Annotated in this window: 17 protein-coding genes; 10 read left to right on the forward strand and 7 right to left on the reverse strand. The window is 72.1% G+C overall.

Features of this window, described 5'->3' with window-relative positions; genetic code table 11:
* Window positions 1–56: 56 nt before the first annotated feature.
* Entirely contained in the window at window positions 57–1370 is a 1314-nt protein-coding gene (locus ACFZB3_RS34795; RefSeq protein WP_391382610.1) for an amidohydrolase family protein, read from the forward strand.
* The gene (locus ACFZB3_RS34800; RefSeq protein ID WP_391382613.1) at window positions 1367–2506 is read left to right on the forward strand and encodes a membrane dipeptidase; all 1140 of its coding nucleotides are present in this window, start codon (window positions 1367–1369) and stop codon (window positions 2504–2506) included. The genes ACFZB3_RS34795 and ACFZB3_RS34800 overlap by 4 nt, the downstream gene beginning before the upstream one ends.
* Window positions 2507–2521: 15 nt before the next feature.
* Here ACFZB3_RS34800 and ACFZB3_RS34805 read toward each other — a convergent pair whose 3' ends face one another.
* A complete protein-coding gene (locus ACFZB3_RS34805) occupies window positions 2522–3745 on the reverse strand; it encodes an MFS transporter (protein ID WP_391382615.1) in 1224 nt (407 codons plus the stop codon).
* 54 nt (window positions 3746–3799) lie between these two features.
* On the opposite strand from ACFZB3_RS34805, the gene ACFZB3_RS34810 reads away from it, so the two are divergent.
* Entirely contained in the window at window positions 3800–4546 is a 747-nt protein-coding gene (locus ACFZB3_RS34810) for a helix-turn-helix domain-containing protein (RefSeq protein WP_391382617.1), read from the forward strand.
* A gap of 70 nt (window positions 4547–4616) precedes the next feature.
* Here the strand turns inward: ACFZB3_RS34810 and ACFZB3_RS34815 are convergent, their stop codons facing one another.
* Window positions 4617–6026 carry an RICIN domain-containing protein gene (locus tag ACFZB3_RS34815; protein ID WP_391382618.1) on the reverse strand — a complete coding sequence of 470 codons (1410 nt, stop codon included), beginning with the start codon at window positions 6024–6026 and terminating at the stop codon, window positions 4617–4619.
* Between the two features lie 234 nt (window positions 6027–6260).
* Here ACFZB3_RS34815 and ACFZB3_RS34820 point away from each other — a divergent pair, with 234 nt between their 5' ends.
* Window positions 6261–6524 (forward strand): DUF2630 family protein, encoded by a 264-nt coding sequence (locus tag ACFZB3_RS34820; protein WP_391382620.1) that lies wholly within the window; start codon window positions 6261–6263, stop codon window positions 6522–6524.
* A gap of 215 nt (window positions 6525–6739) precedes the next feature.
* A complete protein-coding gene (locus tag ACFZB3_RS34825; protein ID WP_391382622.1) occupies window positions 6740–7753 on the forward strand; it encodes an amidohydrolase family protein in 1014 nt (337 codons plus the stop codon).
* A 52-nt stretch (window positions 7754–7805) separates the two neighbouring features.
* Here the strand turns inward: ACFZB3_RS34825 and ACFZB3_RS34830 are convergent, their stop codons facing one another.
* Genes ACFZB3_RS34830 through ACFZB3_RS34840 form a run of 3 tightly spaced genes read right to left on the reverse strand, consistent with a single transcriptional unit; the run spans window position 7806 to window position 9724 of the window.
* The gene (locus ACFZB3_RS34830) at window positions 7806–8342 is read right to left on the reverse strand and encodes a hypothetical protein (protein ID WP_391382624.1); all 537 of its coding nucleotides are present in this window, start codon (window positions 8340–8342) and stop codon (window positions 7806–7808) included.
* 45 nt (window positions 8343–8387) lie between these two features.
* Window positions 8388–9053 carry a nitroreductase family protein gene (locus ACFZB3_RS34835; protein WP_391382626.1) on the reverse strand — a complete coding sequence of 222 codons (666 nt, stop codon included), beginning with the start codon at window positions 9051–9053 and terminating at the stop codon, window positions 8388–8390.
* 41 nt (window positions 9054–9094) lie between these two features.
* Window positions 9095–9724, reverse strand: a complete 630-nt coding sequence (locus ACFZB3_RS34840) for a TetR family transcriptional regulator (protein ID WP_391382628.1) — start codon at window positions 9722–9724, stop codon at window positions 9095–9097.
* 83 nt (window positions 9725–9807) lie between these two features.
* Here ACFZB3_RS34840 and ACFZB3_RS34845 point away from each other — a divergent pair, with 83 nt between their 5' ends.
* The 5 genes from ACFZB3_RS34845 (at window position 9808) to ACFZB3_RS34865 (ending at window position 14557) form a co-directional block, all read left to right on the forward strand.
* Window positions 9808–10605 carry a TIM barrel protein gene (locus tag ACFZB3_RS34845; RefSeq protein WP_391382630.1) on the forward strand — a complete coding sequence of 266 codons (798 nt, stop codon included), beginning with the start codon at window positions 9808–9810 and terminating at the stop codon, window positions 10603–10605.
* A complete protein-coding gene (locus ACFZB3_RS34850; protein ID WP_391382632.1) occupies window positions 10605–11723 on the forward strand; it encodes a Gfo/Idh/MocA family oxidoreductase in 1119 nt (372 codons plus the stop codon). Before ACFZB3_RS34845 ends, ACFZB3_RS34850 begins: the two co-directional genes overlap by 1 nt.
* A gap of 193 nt (window positions 11724–11916) precedes the next feature.
* Window positions 11917–12645: a GntR family transcriptional regulator gene (locus ACFZB3_RS34855; protein ID WP_391382634.1), complete on the forward strand. Its 729-nt coding sequence runs from the start codon at window positions 11917–11919 to the stop codon at window positions 12643–12645.
* A gap of 236 nt (window positions 12646–12881) precedes the next feature.
* On the forward strand, window positions 12882–14039 hold the full coding sequence (locus tag ACFZB3_RS34860) for a DUF3103 family protein (RefSeq protein WP_391382636.1): 1158 nt from the start codon (window positions 12882–12884) through the stop codon (window positions 14037–14039).
* Window positions 14040–14122: 83 nt separating this feature from the next.
* Window positions 14123–14557, forward strand: coding sequence for a VOC family protein (locus ACFZB3_RS34865; protein ID WP_391382638.1), 435 nt, complete (start codon window positions 14123–14125; stop codon window positions 14555–14557).
* Window positions 14558–14649: 92 nt separating this feature from the next.
* Here the strand turns inward: ACFZB3_RS34865 and ACFZB3_RS34870 are convergent, their stop codons facing one another.
* Window positions 14650–16278 (reverse strand): carboxylesterase family protein, encoded by a 1629-nt coding sequence (locus ACFZB3_RS34870; protein WP_391382640.1) that lies wholly within the window; start codon window positions 16276–16278, stop codon window positions 14650–14652.
* A 42-nt stretch (window positions 16279–16320) separates the two neighbouring features.
* Window positions 16321–18768: a glycoside hydrolase family 3 C-terminal domain-containing protein gene (locus ACFZB3_RS34875; protein WP_391382642.1), complete on the reverse strand. Its 2448-nt coding sequence runs from the start codon at window positions 18766–18768 to the stop codon at window positions 16321–16323.
* Window positions 18769–18897 lie beyond the last annotated feature (129 nt).

The following is an 18897-nucleotide window of genomic DNA, read 5'->3' on the forward strand; positions in this document are numbered from 1 at the left end:
ATCTGTTGCATACCGCGTAACACGGCAACAGAGCCTCAGCGGACCGAAGGGTGACCATGACCGACCTGCCCCCGGGCGCCCCGACCCCCTGGGCCGCTCCGCCCGCCGGAACCGTCACGGTCTACCGCGGCGCCACCCTCTTCGACGGCACCGGCGGCCCGCTCCGGCCGGACACCACGATCGTCACCGACGGCGCCCGCCTGCACACGGTCACCGGCGACGCCGACCCGCTGCCCCCGCACGCCGCCGACGCCCCCCAGGTCGACCTCGACGGACGGTTCGTCGTCCCCGGCCTCGTCGACACCCACCAGCACCTGGCCACCCCGCCGGACCGGCCCGTCGCGGAGGCCGTGCTCCGCCGCCTGGTGTACAGCGGGGTCACCGCCGTCCGCGACATGGCCGACGACCTGCGGCACGTCGGCGACCTCGCCCGCGCCACCCTGGTCGGCGAGATCCCCGGCCCCGACATCCGCTACGCCGCCCTCATGGCCGGACCCTCCTTCTTCGACGACCCCCGCACCCACGAGGTCTGCCGCGGTACCGTTCCCGGTGCCGTCCCCTGGATGCAGGCCGTCACCCCCGGCACCGACCTGCCGATCGCCGTCGCCCTCGCCCGGGGCACCCACGCCGCCGCGATCAAGGTCTACGCCGACCTGGACGCCGCGACCGTCGCCGCCGTCACCGCCGAGGCCCACCGCCAGGGCATCGCCGTCTGGGCGCACGCCACCGTCTTCCCGGCCGCGCCCGGCGAGGTCGTCGCGGCGGGCGTCGACAGCCTCTCCCACGTCACCCTGCTCGCCTTCGAGGACCCCACCGAGCCGCTGAGCAGCTACAAGACCAAACCGCCGGTCGACCACGACCGTTTCGCCGCGGGCGACGACCCGGCACTGGCCGCGCTCTTCGCCGAGATGCGCCGCCGCGGCACGGTCCTGGACGCCACCGCGTCCATGTGGACCAGCGACGAACTCCGGGGCGACACCGCGGAGTCCGCCGAACGGGCCGCCCGCAACGCCCGGTTGGCCGCCGCCGTCACCGCCCAGGCGTACCGCGCCGGAGTCGACGTCTGCACCGGAACCGACCACGAGACCGACCCCGGCGACCCCTTCCCCGCCCTGTACGGCGAACTCGCCTTCCTCGCCGACCGCTGCGGCATCCCCGCCGCCGACGTCCTGCGCTCGGCCACCCTCGTCGGCGCCCGCGCCGCCGGCACCGAGGCCGACATGGGCAGCGTCGAACCCGGCAAGCTCGCCAACTTCGCCGTCCTGGACGAGAACCCCCTGCACGACATCGGCAACCTGCGCACCATCACGTACACCGTCAGACGCGGACACCGCTTCGACCGCGCCGAGTTCGAGAAGGACACCCAGTGAACGAGACAGCGGACGAGACTGTGAACGAGGCCGTGACCGAGACAGCGCCCGGGACCACCGCCGGCCGCCCCGTGATCGTCAACGCCCTGGGCCAGCTCGACAACCCCAACACCCCGGCCGCCCGCGCCGCCGCCACCCAGCTCAACCCCGCCAGCGACCAACTCGCGGTCGACGCCCGCGCGATCGCCGACGCCCACGCCTCCGGCCTGACCGCCGTGAACATCACCCTCGGCTACACCATGGGCGACCTGCCGCCGTACGAGCACACGATCGAGGAGATCGCCGTCTGGGACCGGATCATCGAGGCACACCCCGCCGACCTGCTCAAGGTCCGTACCACCGCCGACATCCACCGCGCGCACCGGGAGCGGCGGATCGGCGTCGTCTACGGCTTCCAGAACGCCGTCGCCGTCGGCGAGGACCCCGCCCTCGTCGACAGCCGGGTCGCCACCTTCGCCGACGCCGGGGTACGCGTCGTACAACTCACCTACAACCAGGCCAACCACCTCGGCGACGGCTCCATGGCCCCCGCCAACCGCGGCCTGACCCCCTTCGGACGGCAGGTCGTCGAGGCGCTCAACGACCACCGCCTGATGGTCGACCTCTCCCACAGCGGCGAGCGCACCTGCCTGGACGCGGCCCGGCACTCCCGCCGGCCCGTCTCGGTCAACCACACCGGATGCCGCGCCCTCGCCGATCTGCCGCGCAACAAGACCGACGAGGAACTCCGACTGGTCGCGGACCGGGGCGGGTTCGTCGGCATCTACTTCATGCCCTTCCTCAGTCTCACCGGGCAGGCCACCGCCGCCGACGTCGTGGACCACATCGTGCACGCGGTCGACGTCTGCGGCGAGGACCACGTCGGCATCGGCACCGACGGCAGCGTGACCGCCGTCGACGACCTCGACGCCTACCGCGCCGCCCTCGCCGAACACGTGGCGGCCCGCCGGGCGGCCGGTGTCGGGGCGGCCGGTGAACGGGCCGACACCTACCCCTTCGTCGTCGACCTGCGCGGCGTCGACCAGTTCCGCGACCTGATCCGCCTCCTGGAGAAGCGCGGCTACCGCTCCGAGCGCATCGAGAAGATCCTCGGCCGCAACTTCCTCGACTACGCCGACCGGGTCTGGACGGCCTGACGGGCGGCATGAGCGTCAGCCACCCGCCGACGGCCGGCTCGCATCGACGGCCGTACCGTTCTCAGCCACGCCCGCCACGCCCGCCACGGCTTTGTGCCGCAGCGCCGTGCCGGGCTCGCGCAGGGTGCCGAACAGCAGCCGGCTCAGCACCGGCATCAGGACCAGCGGTGCCAGTGCCGTCTGCAGGGAGGTGGCGTCGGCGAGGCTGCCCAGGAGCGGGCCGGCCAGGCCGCCGACGCTCACCGTCAGACCGAGGGTGACCCCGCTCGCCGTGCCGATCCGCGAGGGCAGGTAGTCCTGGCCGAGGGTGACCTGGAGCGAGAACGGCACGTACAGGCCGACCGACGTCAGCGCCACGAACACGTAGAGCGCCGGACCCGGCACCCACACCACACCCGCGACAGCCACCACCGAGAGGACGTACGACCAGCGGCAGACGGTCACCAGGTCCCAGCGGCCCGCCAGGGAGCCGCCCAGCACGGAACCGACCGCGCCGCCGAGGTAGAGCACCGTCAGCGCCGCGGAACCGGCGGCGGCCCCGCCACCCGTGCGCTGCCGGGCGTACAGCGCGATGAAGGTGCTCAGGCCGACGAAGGCGACCGACCGGAACACCACGGCCAGCGACAGCCGCACGAAGGACGCCACGTCGTCGGATCCGGCCGGACCCGGCGCGGCGGCGCCGGCAGCCCCGCCCTCGCGCAGCCCGCGCAGCACCGGCACGCACAGCGCGGCACCGGCCAGCGCCGGTATCACCAGCAGCGGCGTCCAGCGCAGCCCGCCGTCCGCCACCACGGCACCCACCATCAGCGGGGCCAGCGCGAAGCCGATGTTCCCGCCGGTGGCGAACACCCCCATCGCACTGTGGCTGCCCCGGCTGGCGAGCCGCGCGACCCGGGCGGACTCGGGATGGTAGGCGGCCACGCCGATCCCGGACAGCGCCATGGACAGGAGGGTCAGCGCATAGGAGCCGCCCAGTCCGCTGAGCGCCACCCCCGCACCGCCGAGCAGGGTGCTCACCGGCAGCAGCCAGGGCAGCCGGCGGCGGTCGGTGAGCACCCCGAACAGCGGCTGCGCCACCGAGGACAGGACGGACGCCGCCAGTACGACCCCGGAGGCGACCGCGTACGAATAGCCGCGCTCGGCGACGAAGAACGGCAGCAGCGCCGCGACGGCGCCCTGGTAGATGTCGACGCAGCCATGGCCGACGGAGAGCAGAGTGATCGATGAGTTTCTTCGCACCCCGCCATGCTCCGGGCCAGGCTGCCTGTCGTACTTCCGGTAATCTGCCAAGTGATGACGGAAATCCGCCACGAGGCCGTGGCCGCGACCGAGACCCGCCGGCTCGCCGCCGGCCACGAGATCGACGCCCACCGGCACGACGACCACCAGATCGTCTACGCGGGCCGCGGCGTGCTGGCCGTGACGACCGACGCCGGCTCCTGGGTCGCCCCGGGCACCCGCGCCATCTGGGTGCCGGCCGGCACCGTCCACGCGCACCGGGCCTACGGCGAACTCGAACTGCACTTCGTCGGCCTGCCCGCCACCGAGAACCCCCTCGCGCTCGGCACCCCGACCGTCCTCGCGGTCGGCCCGCTGCTGCGCGAGCTGATCATCGCCTACACCCGCGACGAGGACGACGACAGCCCCGAACGATCCCGCCTCCGCGCCGTCCTGCTCGACCAGCTACGGGCCTCCCCGCAACAGCCGCTGCACCTGCCCACCCCCACCGCGCCCCTGCTCCGCGAGGTGTGCGCGATCCTGCAGGCCGACCCGGCCGACGGCCGCACTCTGAGGGAACTCGGCCGCACGGTCGGCGCCGGCGACCGCACCCTGTCCCGGCTCTTCCGCGCCGATCTGGGCATGACCTTCCCGCAGTGGCGCACCCAGCTGCGCCTCCAGCACGCGCTCGTCCTGCTCGCCGACCGGATGCCGGTGACGTCGGTGGCCCACGCGTGCGGCTGGTCCTCGGCCAGCGCCTTCATCGACGCCTTCCGCCGCGCCTTCGGACACACCCCGGGCTCCCACCGCGACGGCCCCTGAACCGGACCTGCCCCCCTCGACCTCGGCCGGCCGGGACGACGGCCCTCCCGCCGCCCCGGCCGGCCGCCGCTCACTGGCCCGGCGTGAGGATGTACGTGTTCAGGGTGCCCACCGTGGTCAGCGGGGTCGGCGACCCGGTGTCGTAGCGGTCCACGGCCACGTAGTTGGGCTTCTTCCGGGCGGCGGGAGTGCAGAAGTTCTGCGCCCGGTTGAGGATCTTGCCGTTGTCGGTGGCGGCGGTGCCGGCGATGGGGTAGTCCCGGAAGTGGTTCATCACGAACAGCGGGTGGAAGGCGGACGAGTCCGTGGTCAGCGGCCTGTCGGTGCCCCACCGGCTGTAGCAGGACCAGTCGGAGCCACCGAGGCCGGCGCCCATGGACCAGTAGTTCTCGACGGTCCACTCGCGCTGGTACATCACACCGAACGTGTCGCGGGTGGCATACCCGTTGGCGGTGTCACTGGCCCGGGTCCGGTCGCTGAAGACCAGCAACTGCTTGCCGCGGGCCGCGAGGTCGGCCATGGTGGGCCAGCCCTTGGTGGCGACGCCGTCCTGGTCGGGCCGGTACAGCACGTCGTACAGGCCGTTGACGGAGGCGAGGGAGGACTTCAGCACGTCGGAGGAGGCGTAGTCCTCCAGGAACACCGTGGCGAACTGGCCGGGGTTGGCCTTCAGGAAGTCCACGATGCGCTGGAGGTCGGTGGCGAGCGGGACCGGGTTGCTGACGCCGTCGCAGCTGTTGTGGCACAGCACGGCCTGCCCGGAGACCGTGTAGTCGTCGAGCATGAAGCCCCGCACACCGTCGGACAGCTGCCGGCTGATGCCGTAGTTCTGGTTGGGGAAGAGGCTGACCGGGAAGGACGCGAAGTTGCCGTCCGAGCCGTTGGCGAAGGCGTTGTGGGCGGTTAGGAACGTCACCTGGTCGAGGGTGCGGGTGTCCGCGGAGGGCATCGCCGTGGTGGCGTAGGACACCGGGGTGAGGTACCAGCGGGCGAGGTCGCCGGAGGACCCGACCTGTACGGCGGCCGAGTCGGAGGCGGACCCGGTGAGGTACTGCGAGGTGCCGGGCACGGAGACGGAGTAGGTGCTGCCGGCGCCTGCGGTGACCGTCCAGGTGGTGCCGTCCGCACCGCAGGCGGCGGTGACCGCGGCGGTGCCGTTGCGTCCCAGGCAGGTGCCGGACTCGTCGGCGTTCTGGAGCTGGTAGCCACCGCTGACCGCGACGGCGGTCCACTGCTGGTGGTCTTCGTTGCCCTTGGGGTTGTGCGCGGCGACGGTGCCGCCGCTGTCGGCGGCGTTGAGGCCGGTGACGTAGTTCTGCAGGTAGACCGAGGAGGCCGGGACCGCGGCCGACGCGGTGCCCGGCAGGAACACGGGCGCCGACAGGGCGAGGACGGCGGAACAGCAGAGGACGCGCAGGGGACGCAGACGCACGGGGTATCCCTTCGCCGTGACAGGAGTTGCCGATGGTGACAGAGCCATGACTTACCCGCTGGTAGGTGTGGAGCGCCAGTGCTGTCGCCTGAATTCCGCGTCAATCAAAGGGATTTGACGCTCTGTCACCGTCCGGCGGTGCTCGCCGCGCGCCCAGCCGATGCGGCTGGGAGCCGGGTGGGAGAAGGTAGGAGGTGGTGGCACAGGGGCGGACGCGCAGGTATCGGCGAACACCGCCCCGTCGCAGCCGTGACCTGCACCGTCGTCCGGAAAGAGGCAGTCATGACAGGACCAGAGGCCGAGGCCGAGAAGGAGATCCTCGGCCGCATCACGGAAATGATCAGCCAGGAGAAGGACCTGCGTGACCGCCTCGCGCAGGAGGAGATCGACGGGACGACCGAGCACGCCCGCCTGGCCCGCCTGGAGACGGAACTCGACCAGTGCTGGGACCTGCTGCGACAGCGCCGCGCCAGGACCGCGGCCGGTCAGGACCCCGGCGAGGCGAGCGTCCGCCCGGCCTCCCAGGTGGAGCGCTACCTGTCCTGAGCACTGCACCGGCCCGATGCTCCCGGCTGCGTTCCCCGGGCCCAGCGCATCGGGCTCAGTGCCAGGACCCGGCGTCCCGGGAGGGCGGCCCCCGCACCGGGCCGCCCTCCGCGCTGGCGCTCGGACGTGCCCGCCGTCCGGCCGTACGACCCCTGCACGCACCGCCGCCCGGCAGGGACTGGACTCGCCGCTCCCCGGCACCGATCGTGGGCGGTATGAACGATCACCGCACGGCCTCCGCCACTCCCGCCGAACCCGCTGACCCCGCCGCACCCGCTCCCGCCCACGGCGCCGGGTCACCGGAACCCGGCGACGCCGCCGGCGGGACGGAGGCCGCCATCGGGGCGGTCGGGCATGAGGAGGCCGCGGAGATCCGCCTCTTCCGGGAACGGCTCGGTCTGGCCGGACTGATCGACGTCCACACCCACTTCATGCCCGAGCGGGTCCTGCACAAGGTCTGGAACTACTTCGACACGAACGGACCGCTGATCGGCGACCTTGAGTGGCCCATCACCTACCGCCGGGAGGAGGCCGAACGCACCGCCCTCCTCAGGGAGTTCGGCGTCCGGTCCTTCACCTCGATGCTCTATCCGCACAAGCCCGGCATGGCGGTCTGGCTGAACGCGTGGGCGGCCGACTTCGCCCGCCGTACCCCCGACTGCCTGCACACGGCGACCCTCTTCCCCGAACCCGGCGTCGAGACGTACGTCCGGGCGGCCGTCGACGCGGGCGCCCGGGTGTTCAAGGCGCACGTGCAGGTGGGCGGGTACGACCCGGCCGACGAACTCCTCGACCCGGCCTGGGGGTTGCTGGCCGAAGCCGGGATCCCGGTCGTGATCCACTGCGGCTCCGGCCCGGCCCCCGGCAAGCACACCGGCCCCGGTCCGGTCGGGCGGGTGCTGGCCCGGCATCCGAGGCTGCGGCTGATCGTCGCGCACATGGGGATGCCCGAGTACGAGGAGTTCGCCGGCCTCGCCGAGCGGTACGGGGAGGTGCGGCTCGACACCACGATGGCGTTCACGGACTTCACCGAGCGGTTCATGCCGTTCCCGCCCCGGGCCCTGCCCCGGATCGCCGCGCTGGGCGACCGGGTCCTGCTCGGCTCCGACTTCCCCAACATCCCCTACCCCTACGTGCACCAACTCCACGCCCTGGAGCGGCTGGAGCTCGGCACGGAGTGGCTGCGGGCGGTCTGCCACGACAACGCGGCACGCCTGTTCGGGCTGTGACCGGACCCGCCCACGGCATTCCGCAGCACCGGGCAGGCGCGGTCGGACACCGTCAGGCCGGCGGAGCCTTGGGCGCGGCGACGACCACGATGCCCGCCTCGTGTCTCTCGAACAGGCTCACCAGTCCGGGCAGGGCATCCGGCCCGCCGCCGACCCCGGCGTCGTGGCCGGCGTCGTGGTCGATCAGCACCACGGGCTGCTGGAAACCGTCCCGTTCGGCGGGCACGAAGTCGGTGACGGTCTCCCGGCGCACCAGCACGACACGTTCGTCGTGCAGGGGATCGCGGGGGAGCCGGTCGAGGTGCGCCCGCAACGCGGCCGGACGTGCCGCCAGGTCCTGGGCGAGAACGTCCCGGCGGGCCAGCAGGGACACGGAGAGCCGGTTCCCGGTCCGCTCGTACCGGGCCGAAAGATCCTCCGGCAGCAGGTAGAACACCCCGGCCTCACCCTCGTGCCCCCGGTCCAGCAGCAGGCAGGCCATCCGCTCGGCCGGATCGGCGGATGTCCGGTCGAGGTCGAGAATCACCTCCCGGGTGTCCGGGTCGAGGGAGGGTATCTCGCTGATCCACATGCGGGCGGAGCCGTCCATGCCCGGCATTGAAGCACACCGCCGCACCCGGCCCGGCCGGCCCGGTCAGTCGCCGACGAACCGCACCGTCTCGGTGATTTCGGCCCGGCCGGTACGCACCCGCGGCGCGCCCTCCTCCTCGAAGCCGACCGCCAGACCGCACAGCAGCACGAGGTGGCCGTCGGCGCCGACCAGCCGGCTGACGGTCCGGCGGTACATCGTCCACATCACCTGGGGGCAGCTGTGCAGGCCTTCGGCCCGCAGCAGCAGCATGACCGTCTGCAGATACATCCCGGCGTCCGCCCACTGCCCGGGGCCCATCGCCCGGTCGAGGTAGCAGAACAGCACGAGTGGCGCCCCGAACGCCCCCGAGTTCAGGGCGGCGATCTTCACGGGCCGGCCGGGGTCGTCCCGTTCGACGCCCAGGGCCGCGTACCGCTGCGCGGCCGCGGCGGCGAAGCGCTCCGGATACGGCGCGGCCAGTTCGGCCGGGTACATCGGGTACTCCCGCTCGTCGCCCGGGTCGCCCGCCAGCGCCCTGGCCGTGGCCTGCCGCTTCAGCTCGGCCAGCGGCTCCCCGGACACCACGTACACCTGCCAGGGCTGGAGGTTCCCGCTCGACGGCGCCCGCGAGGCCGCGGCCAGCACCCGGGTCAGCACCTCCCGGGGCACCGGCCGCCCGCTGAACGCCCGTACGGCCCGGCGGCTGTCCACCGCCTCGTACACGTCCATGCCGGCTCCACCTCTCGGGAACTTCACAACGGGTCGGGAAACTAGGGGAGTTCGACGCCGATGACGGTGCGCAGGATCCCGCGCAGGTGATCCGGCATGTCGATGGTGTCCGGGCTGAGCAGCCATTGGACCTGCAGGCCGTCGATGTACGCGACCAGGTCCGCCGCCAGGTGCGAGGCGTCCACGTGGGGGCGCAGCAGCCCGCGCCGCGCGAGGTCGTCGACGGCCGACTGCATCTCGCGGCGGGTGCGTTCGTAGCGTGCGGTGAAGTACGGGCGCGCCGGGTGGTCCGCCGCGGTGGCCTCGCTGGACAGCACCGCGAACAGGCTCACGATGAGGGGGTTGGCCTGGTTGTGGGCGACGAGCCTGATCATCGCCGCGAAGTAGGCGAGGCCGTCCTGGCTGAGCGCACCCGAGTCGAGGAAGTGCTCGCCGTCCTGACGGTCGCGTGCCTCCAGGACCGCCTCCAGGAGCGACTCCTTGGTCGGGAAGTGGTGCAGCAGGCCCGCGCGGGAGACACCGCAGGCGGCGGCGAGCTGCACCATGCTCGCGTTGCGGTAGCCGACCTGCCCGAACGCGGTGAACGCGGCCTCGATGATCTGGGCGCGCCGGCGCTCCCCCTTGGGGTAGTTCCGTGGGGCCGCCCCGGGCCGCGCAGTTTCCCTCGCCATGGACGAGATGCTAACGACCCCTAGAAACCGTCACCCCTGTCGGTATTCTGGTTACCGGCCGTCCGCCACGAGAGGAGTTCCCCTTGTCGACACCACAGTTGTCGGTTCAGCTCTACTCCGTACGCCAGGCTCTGGAGTCCGACGAAGACACCGCCCTCGGCCGTCTGGCCGCCCTGGGACTGACCAACGTCGAGGTCTTCGGCTTCACGCACCGCGCGGACGGCCTCGCCGACGCGCTCGCCCGGCACGGCCTGTCCGCCCGGACCGGACACGCCGGTTTCCTGTCGCCCGACGGCGCACCGGGGACCGGTCTCGACGACACGTTCCGGGCCGCCCGGCGCCTGGGCGTGGAGATCCTCTTCGACCCGTTCGTGCCCGCCTCCCGGTGGGCCGGCGAGAAGGAGATCGCCCGCACGGCCGCCCTCCTCAACGAGGCCGCCGAACGCGCCGCCGGCCACGGGCTCCGGGTCGGCTACCACAACCACTCCCAGGAGTTCGTGCACACCGTCGCCGGCGTCAGCGCCTTCGAGTACTTCGCCGACCTCCTGGACCCGGAAGTCGCCCTGGAGATCGACCTGTTCTGGGCCGCGGCCGGCGGCAACGACGTCGTCGCCCTCCTCGGCCGGCTGGGCTCACGGGTACGCGCCCTGCATGTGAAGGACGGACCCGTCATCGACGACCCGTTCACCTCGGGCGCCCCCTTCGACCCGGCCGGCACCGGCCAGGTCGCGGCGGGCCGGGGGCAGATCCCGCTGGCCGCCTCGCTGGCCGCGGCCGAGCACGCCGAGTACGCCGTCATCGAGTTCGACCACTACGACGGCGACGTCTTCGAGGGCATCGCGACGGGCATCTCCTACCTCAAGGGGAAGGGCATCGCCTGATGACCGCACACAACCCGGTCGGCGTCGGCATCATCGGCGCCGGCAACATCAGCGACCAGTACCTGACCAGCCTCACCCGCTACCCCGACCTGCACGTGGCCGTCGTGGGCGACCTCGACACCGCGCGCGCCGAGACCCAGGCCCGCGCGTACGGGGTCAAGGAGTGGGGAACGGCCGCGGACGTCCTCGCCCACCCGGACGCCGAGATCGTCGTCAACCTGACCGTGCCCGCCGTGCACGCCGAGGTCAGCTCCGCGATCCTGGCCGCCGGCAAGCACGTGTGGTCCGAGAAGCCCGTCGCCCTGGACCGCGCCGACGCGCGGGCCCTGCTCGACCAGGCGGCCGCGGCCGGCCTCAGGATCGGGGTCGCCCCCGACACGATCCTCGGCCCCGGCCTCCAGACCGCCCTGCGGGCGATCGCGCGCGGCGACATCGGCACCCCGCTGTCCGCGCAGACCGTCATGCAGTACGCGGGACCCGACCTGTGGCACCCGAACCCGGAGTTCCTGTTCGCCCGGGGCGCCGGCCCCCTCTTCGACATGGGCCCCTACTACCTCACCGCCCTGGTCTGCCTGTTCGGGTCGGTCTCCCGGGTCGCCGCGCTCGGCTCGACCGCCCGTACGGTCCGTACGGTACGCAGCGGGGAGCGCGCGGGCACCGAGTTCACCGTCGACGTGCCCACCCATGTCTCCGCGCTCACGCAGTTCGAGAGCGGCGGCGTCGGCCAGAGCGTCTTCAGTTTCGACTCCCCGCTCACCCGCACCGGGTTCGTCGAGATCACCGGCACCGAGGGAACCCTGGTCCTGCCCGACCCCAACACCTTCGCCGGCGAGGTCAGGATCACGCGCGTGCCGCAGCGGGGCCGGGAGGCGGAGTGGGAGACCGTCCCGCCCGTCGGCACCGAGGGCGGCCGCGGCCTGGGAGTCCTGGACATGGCGCGGGCCGTCCGCGGCGGAGGAGCGCACATCGCCAGTGGAGACCTCGGCTACCACGTCCTGGACACCATGGTGTCCATCGAGGAGGCCGTCACCTCCGGCGAGACCGTCCGCATCGGCAGCACGGCGCCCGCGGTACCGCTCGTCCCGGAGGACCGGGACCCCTACGGAGCCACCCTGTGACCGGACCCCGGCGCGCGCCGGGCCGCTCGCGTCCCGGTCTCAACTACTCAGCTTTCACAGGCGATTGACGTGGTGCTCAAGGGACTGCTTCACTGGTCCAGTGGCTGAGCCACTGGACCGACAAGTCGCTGAACCGGCGGCCCGCTAGACCAGCGGACCGCTGAACCACTGACCGAAGCCTGGGAGATCCTCCGTGGCCGTCGAGAGCATTCCGCGCCGAACCGTGGTCGACCTGCTTGAAGCACGGCTGCGTGAGGACATCCTCAGCGGCACGCACGGCCCCGGATCCCTGCTGCCCCCCGAGCGGGAGCTGGCAGCGGGGTACGGGGTCACCCGTACGACGTTGAAGCACGCCCTGACACGGTTGGAGCAGGCGGGGCTGCTCAGCACCCGGCACGGCATCGGCACGCGGGTCCTGGACTACCTGCGGCTCGGCGGCGCCGACCTGCTTCCCATGCTGGCGGCGCAGGACCCCACGTGGCTGCGGGAGATCTTCGAGGTGCGCCGGCACATCGGCACCCTGATCGCCGGCCGCGCGGCCGACCGGCGCACGGACCGGCAGGCCCGGCGGCTGGACCACCTGCTGCGTCAGGTCGCGGACGGCCCGGACGCCGACGCCGTCCAGCTCGCCGACGTGGAAGTCCACCGCGAACTGGCGCGGGCCACCGGCAACCGGGTCTATCTGCTCCTCACGAACACGCTGTTCAACGCCTATCTTCCGGTGCGGGCCGCGCTGCGGGCACCGTTCGAGGACGCGGCGCGGGCGGCGGACCGGCTCGCGCCGGTGGTACGGGCCGTGGCCGGCCGGGACGTCGCGGAGGCGCGGCGCGCGGCGGAGACGTATCTGGCCGAAACCGAGAAGATCATGCTCGGTTCGCTGAGCAGTCCTCGCGGCCGGCCGCCCGCCGACAGCCCCCGGTAGCCGCGCTCCCGGCCGCGACTCGGGGAGCACCGGCTCCCGTCGAGGCGAGGCCAGGCGTGTGCGGTGAACATCCCCGCCCCGATGCGGCCCCGATCATTCATGTGCGGATGCCTGTTCATCCCAAGCACTCGTGAATGTCATGTACCGGTCAATCCTGCGATCGGATCCGGGCCCATCCCCCCCATGACGGCCGCCCGTTCACCGTGGGCGCGGCGGCGACCGACAACACAAGGAGCATGGTGAGCAGATCGAGCAAGAGACGCGGCGTCCTCATCGGCATGATGCTGTGCGCGGTCATCGGCGGCTGCGTCCAGCCGGCGATCGCAGCGCCGGTGCGGGACGCGGGGGACCAGGCCACGGCGTTCCGGAAGTCTCCGGTGCGGACGGCCGAACAGCGGATCGCACGGGCGCTGTCCGCCTCGCTGCGCGACCCGCGGTGGCGCGAGCAGGTCCGGGCGGCCGCCCTCGGCACCGGGGACGTGGACCTCCAGGCGCTCACGAGCAGGACCGCCGACCCGGCCGGCCGGAACCTGCACGCCTCCGTCTCGGCCGCGGACCGGCGCATCGCGGGCCTCAAGGGCCTGCCCGCGTCGACCGGGTCGCTGCTGCGGGTCCGGCTGGGCGCGCCGTCCATGCGGCCGCACCTCCGGGCCGGAGCCACCCCCTGGATCGCCGTCGCCGCGACCGGCGACGACGCCAAGAACCTCACGGCGTACGACAGCCGGGGCCACGCCCACACCGTCGGCACCGCGCACGTCCCCGACCGCCCGCTGTACATCCTGGACATCGACGTCACCAAGGCCCACCGGGCCGGCCTGCAGGTGCTGCAGAAGGCCTTCGCCGACAAGGGCCTGACCTCCCTCCCGTCGAAGGCGGCGAACAGCACCCGTGCCGCGAGCGCGGGGGGCTGGTGGGCGACCAAGGTCACGGCCGTCGAGGTGAACGACGACCAGGAGCCCTGGTTCAAGGGCGCCGCCGAGATGTTCTCGCTGGTGACCGGCTTCGGCCAGGACGGCACGGCGCGCGTCGACTCGGTGGACATGCCCTACCTGGACTACGACGGCACCGTCTACTACCCGAACCAGATCCTGGTCAACTGGTCCAACTACAAGTACAACCTGGCCGACGTCGTCATGATGGAGGACGACGACGGCACCAACTACCGTGCACTGGCGCAGGCGATCACCACCGCACTGCTCACCGTGACCGACCAGGGCACCTACATCCCGCTGGTGAACGCGGTCCTGAGCGCGATCCCCGACAGCTGGTTCACCGACGACCCGGACTACGTGGAGTCCTGGTACACCCTCGCCCAGAACTCCACGGGCCGGCTCAACGGCGCCTCGGGCAACGGCTGGATGACCGTCGAGCCCTACTTCGTCGAGGAGTTCTAGACCGCACGCCCGAGCGCGGACCGTCCGCCGCCCACCCGGGGAAATGAGCGGCAGGCTCCCCGGGTACGCGGTACGGTGCGCCGATGTCAGCGATCAAGAAGTTCCAGGTCACCTTCGACTGCGCGGAACCCGAGCGCGTCGCCCGCTTCTGGTGCGAAGTGCTCGGGTACGTCATGCCGCCGCCACCGGAGGGTTACACCACCTGGGACGATCACAACCGCACCCTGCCTCCCGAGAAGCAGGGATCATGGTTCGCCTGCAGTGATCCCACGGGCGTGGGCCCGCGGCTGTACTTCCAGCGCGTCCCCGAAGGCAGGACCGTGAAGAACAGGGTGCACCTCGACGTCCGGGTCGGCACCGGTCTCGTGGGGGACGAGCGCCTCTCCGTGCTCGAAGCCGAGTGCGCACGACTGGTCGCGCTCGGCGCGACCCACGTGCGAACGCTGTACGCCGACGAGGAGAACGAGTCCTGCATCCCGATGCTGGACGTCGAGGGCAACGAGTTCTGTATCGACTGAGCATTCATCGGGCCCGGGGGAGGTGGGAAACCACCTCCCCCGGGGCTCTCCGGTCTCGTGCGGGGCGGGAGGTCCCCCGACGCGCCGTGGCCTCAGGAACTCTGAGCGACCGTCATGCCGTCCCAGAACGAGCACTGGTGCTCGGCGGAGACCTGGGCGTCGTCGATCAGGACGCTCCTGCCTCCCGCCCGCAGCGACAGCGTCAGCCCCGTGCCGCTGCGGTAGCCGGGCCAGGCGGACTGCCGGGCGACGGCTGGCCGGCCGGTCTTCGTGAAGGCGCCCCAGTACTGCGTCATCTCGCGGGCCAGCCGGCGCTCGGCGGCGTCGAACAGCGGGGCGATCGGCGTGCCGTTGTCGAAGCTCGGCCAGATGTAGGCGAGTTCCGCGGCGTGCCCGGCACCCCAGACGTAGCCGGGTATCTGCGTCAGGCCGGGCCCCGTCCGGTGGTCGAACTCGTACGAATAGGTGGGGGTGTAGCGCTCGAAGGTCCGCACGAGTGAGCGCTGCCCGCACCCGCCGATCCCCCCGATCAGCCCCGAGTCCGTCATGATCGCGCCGACGAGGTACGCCGCGGTGTACGCGTCGGACGTCCCGGGCCAGGGGTAGTGGGCGAGGACCTCGTCGGCGCGGTCCCCGGCGAAGCCCTGGACGAAGGCGAGATAGGCGTCCTTGCCCGCCCCTATGTAGCCCTGGGCGAAGGTGCGGCCCTCGTCACGGTTGGCGCCGACGACCAGGGGCACGCGGGCGAACCGCCCGCTGTCCACCGCCTCGCGTACGTTCACCGGAAACGTCGGCGTCCCGTCCACGAAAGCGGCCGAGAAGGTCCGGCTCGCGTCGAGGAGCGAGCCCGCCGGGGCCGACCGCAGGCAGCCGAGGACGGCCGCCTGGTCGGGGCCGTCGCAGCCCGCCGCCCGGGCGAACGCCGTTCCGGCGGCCTCGGCCCGAGCCTGCGGCTCGCTGGGGCAGGAGCCGCTCTGGATCACGGCACGGGCGAACAGACCACGCGAGCCGGGCGACACCAGATGACCGCAGACGGACCAGCCGCCCGCGGACTCGCCGTCGATGGTGACCGCCGCGGGGTTCCCGCCGAAGGCCGCGATGTTGCGCTGCACCCAGCGCAGCGCGGCCTGCTGGTCCATGAAGCCGTAGTTGCCGGACTCGCCGCCCTCTTCGGTGAGAGCCGGCAGCCCGAGGAAACCGAAGACGCCCAGCCGGTAGTTGAGCGAGACGCCGATGACCCCCGTCTCCCGTACGAGCTTCGACTCGTCGTTCTGCGCGCCGCTGCCGTTGGTCAGGCCGCCGCCGTGGATGAACACGTGCACCGGAAGACGGGCACCGGCCCGCACGCCCGCCGGCCGCCACACGTTGATGTCGAGACAGTCCTCGGTCTCGCTGCGCGGACCGTTGCCGCTGGGCAGCACGGGGCAGGGGTTGCCGAAGGCGGTCGCCTCCCGGACGCCGGTCCAGCGCACCGCCGGCCGCGGCGGCTGCCAGCGCAGGGCGCCGGTGGGGGCCGCCGCGTAGGGGATGCCGAGGAACCGTTCGACGCCTCGGGAGACGGCACCACGGACGGCACCCTTGTCGGTGGGCACCGCGGACGGCGCATGCGCCGACGCCGTGACGGACGTCGTCGCGGACGCCGTCGCGGGCAGCAGGCCGACGGCGGTCATGGACAGGATCAGCGCGCCGCCCAGGGCGGCACGGATTCTGCTGGCAGTCATGGGGGAGGGGACCTCTCTGGCGGGATACGGGGGACCGGTCGGTCAGCGGCTGACGCCGACGCTGCCGTGCAGGGGCAGCGTCCGCGACGAGGAGCCGACCCACACGTCGCGTTTCCCGGTGCCGAGCACCCAGGAATGGGAGGACGTGTTCCAGTACTTCAGCTGCTGGGCGTCGACCCGGATGTGCACGGTCTTCGACTGACCCGCGCGCAGCCGTACCTTCTGGTAGCCGCCGAGCGAGCGCACCGCCTGCGGCGCGGTGGTCCCCGGGCTCGCGCCCAAGTAGACCTGGGCGACCTCGGCACCGTCACGGGTGCCGGTGTTCTTCAGGGTGAACGAGACGGTCAACGCGCCGTGGCTCTGCCGTACCGCGAGGTCGCGGTAGGCGAAGGAGGTGTACGACAGCCCGTAGCCGAAGGGGAAGAGCGGAGCGGTCCGCTCCTTGTCGTACCAGCGGTAGCCCACGTACACGCCCTCGGAGTAGTCCTCCTGGTCGCCCACTCCCGGGTACCTGAGCGGGTCCCCGGCCACCGGCGTGGCCGACTCGCTCGCGGGGAACGTCTGGGTGAGCTTTCCCGAGGGGTTCACGTCGCCGTAGAGCAGGGCGGCGGTGGCCTCGGCCCCGTTCTCCCCGGGGTAGTACATGTCGAGCACGGCCCTGACCCTGGACAGCCACGGCATGGTGATCGACGACCCGGTGTTGAGGACCACGACCGTGTTCGGGTTGGCGTCGGCGACGGCGGAGATGAGCCCGTCCTGGTCGGCAGGCAGGGAGAGGTTCTTCCGGTCGAAGCCCTCGGTGCCGTCGTCGTAGGCGAAGACGACAGGCGTCTTCACCTGGCGGGCCAGCGCCACCGCCTCCTCCCGCGCGGCCTGCGCGGCCTCCGGGGTGACCCAGTTCAGCCGGACCTTCGTCGGCCCGCCCTGGATCGCGAGGGCACCGGCCTCGAAGCTGTGCGCTCCCGCCGTGAGGTGCACCGTGGCGCTGCTGGAGCCCAGGAAGCCGGTGATGACGCTGTTCCCGTCGATCTTCACCAGGCCGTACGCGGCGGGCAGGTCGAAGACGAAGGAGTAGTCGCCGTCGGTCGGCACGGTGAGGGTGCCGCCGTAGTAGAAGGAGGCGTCCGGTGTGACGGGGATCGTGCCGTCCGCGTCGACCGGCAGGGCGGGGCTGAGGGCCGAGGCGGGGATGGGGTCGCCGGTGTCGACGCCGGCCGCGTAGCGCACCGTGGTGTGCCGCCCGGCCCGCGCGGTGATCGTGTCCAGCGGCGAGGCCGCGGAGTCCGGTACGACGTTGGAACTGCCGCCGCCGGTGACCTTCGGAGTCTTCGCGGTCGGGCCGATGAGCCCGATGCTGCTGTCCTTGCCCGTCAGCGGAAGCGCTCCGGCGGTGTTCTTCAGGAGGACCGCGCCGGATTCGGCCACCTTCTGGGCGACTTTCGCGCCGCCTTTCGGATCGCGTGCGGGCCGCCGGGTCGCCGCACCGTCGAGGAGACCGAATTTCGTCATCTGCTGGAGAATACGCGCGACCGAATCATTCAGTTCCGAGACCGGAATGGTGCCGTCGGTTATCGCGGTCTTCAGTTCCCCGCCCAGGTAGACGCCGCTCGGCATCTCCTGGTCCAGGCCGTTCACGATGTCGGTCGTCGCATGGGTCGCACCCCAGTCCGACATGACCCAGCCCGCAAAGCCCCACTGCTCCTTGAGGATCGAGTCGAGCAGTTCCTCGCTGCCGCAACCGTGGCTGCCGTTCACCGAGTTGTACGAGCACATCACCGCCCCGGCGCCGGCCTTGACGGCCGCCTCGAAGGCGGGCAGCTCGATCTGACGCAGGGTCTGCTCGTCGACGTTGACGTTCACCCCCATGCGGTTGTCTTCCTGGTTGTTCTCCGCGTAGTGCTTGACGGTGGCGATCAGGCCCTGGCTCTGGACGCCCTCGACCTCGCCGGCCACCATGCGGGAACTGAGCAGCGGGTCCTCGCTGAACGTCTCGAAGTTCCGCCCCGCGTACGGCACCCGGATGGTGTTCGTCATGGGGGCGAGCAGGACGTCCTGGCCCAGCGCACGGCCGTCGCGTCCGACGGTCCGGCCGAACTCCCGGGCCAGTCCGTCGTCGAAGGACGAGGCGAGCGCGACCGGTGCCGGCATCGCGGTGGCGTGCTCGTTCACCCGGACACCCGCCGGGCCGTCGGTGAGCCGCAGTTCGGGAATCCCGAGGCGGGGCACCCCCGGGATGTATCCGGCCTGCCCGAGCGCCTTCGGATCGGTGCCGCCGTGGACGAAGGACAGTTTCTCGTCCAGCGTCATCCGGCCGACGAGGGCGGCGACGCGGGCGGACACCCTGACGGTCACGCCCGCGCTGCCCGCGCCCGAGGCGCCGGGAGCCACGGCCGCACTCCCGACCAGGACCGCCGCGCTCACTCCCGCGACCAGCGCCGTACGGCGTAAACGGCCGCCGCGGCGTCGTACCGATCTCCGATCGAGCTCCATGCGGACTCCTCACCACTGAAGTGCTCGACGATTTATGTCTCCGCTGGACAGAATTCAAGTCAAAGCAGGTGGCTCTATAAAAGATCGAACGTCCAAGGAGGTTAAATTCGCACATTCGATGCGTCAACC

Origin of the sequence: Streptomyces sp. NPDC008092, from assembly GCF_042957285.1 — a bacterium.
Taxonomy (GTDB): domain Bacteria; phylum Actinomycetota; class Actinomycetes; order Streptomycetales; family Streptomycetaceae; genus Streptomyces.

Coding starts and splice junctions, on each gene's coding strand:
- ACFZB3_RS34795 (WP_391382610.1), top strand. CDS start 57: ATGACCGACCTGCCCCCGGGCGCCCCGACCCCCTGGGCCGCTCCGCCC.
- ACFZB3_RS34810 (WP_391382617.1), top strand. CDS start 3,800: ATGACGGAAATCCGCCACGAGGCCGTGGCCGCGACCGAGACCCGCCGG.
- ACFZB3_RS34815 (WP_391382618.1), bottom strand. CDS start 6,026: ATGGCTCTGTCACCATCGGCAACTCCTGTCACGGCGAAGGGATACCCC.
- ACFZB3_RS34820 (WP_391382620.1), top strand. CDS start 6,261: ATGACAGGACCAGAGGCCGAGGCCGAGAAGGAGATCCTCGGCCGCATC.
- ACFZB3_RS34825 (WP_391382622.1), top strand. CDS start 6,740: ATGAACGATCACCGCACGGCCTCCGCCACTCCCGCCGAACCCGCTGAC.
- ACFZB3_RS34830 (WP_391382624.1), bottom strand. CDS start 8,342: ATGGACGGCTCCGCCCGCATGTGGATCAGCGAGATACCCTCCCTCGAC.
- ACFZB3_RS34835 (WP_391382626.1), bottom strand. CDS start 9,053: ATGGACGTGTACGAGGCGGTGGACAGCCGCCGGGCCGTACGGGCGTTC.
- ACFZB3_RS34840 (WP_391382628.1), bottom strand. CDS start 9,724: ATGGCGAGGGAAACTGCGCGGCCCGGGGCGGCCCCACGGAACTACCCC.
- ACFZB3_RS34850 (WP_391382632.1), top strand. CDS start 10,605: ATGACCGCACACAACCCGGTCGGCGTCGGCATCATCGGCGCCGGCAAC.
- ACFZB3_RS34860 (WP_391382636.1), top strand. CDS start 12,882: ATGGTGAGCAGATCGAGCAAGAGACGCGGCGTCCTCATCGGCATGATG.
- ACFZB3_RS34865 (WP_391382638.1), top strand. CDS start 14,123: ATGTCAGCGATCAAGAAGTTCCAGGTCACCTTCGACTGCGCGGAACCC.
- ACFZB3_RS34870 (WP_391382640.1), bottom strand. CDS start 16,278: ATGACTGCCAGCAGAATCCGTGCCGCCCTGGGCGGCGCGCTGATCCTG.
- ACFZB3_RS34875 (WP_391382642.1), bottom strand. CDS start 18,768: ATGGAGCTCGATCGGAGATCGGTACGACGCCGCGGCGGCCGTTTACGC.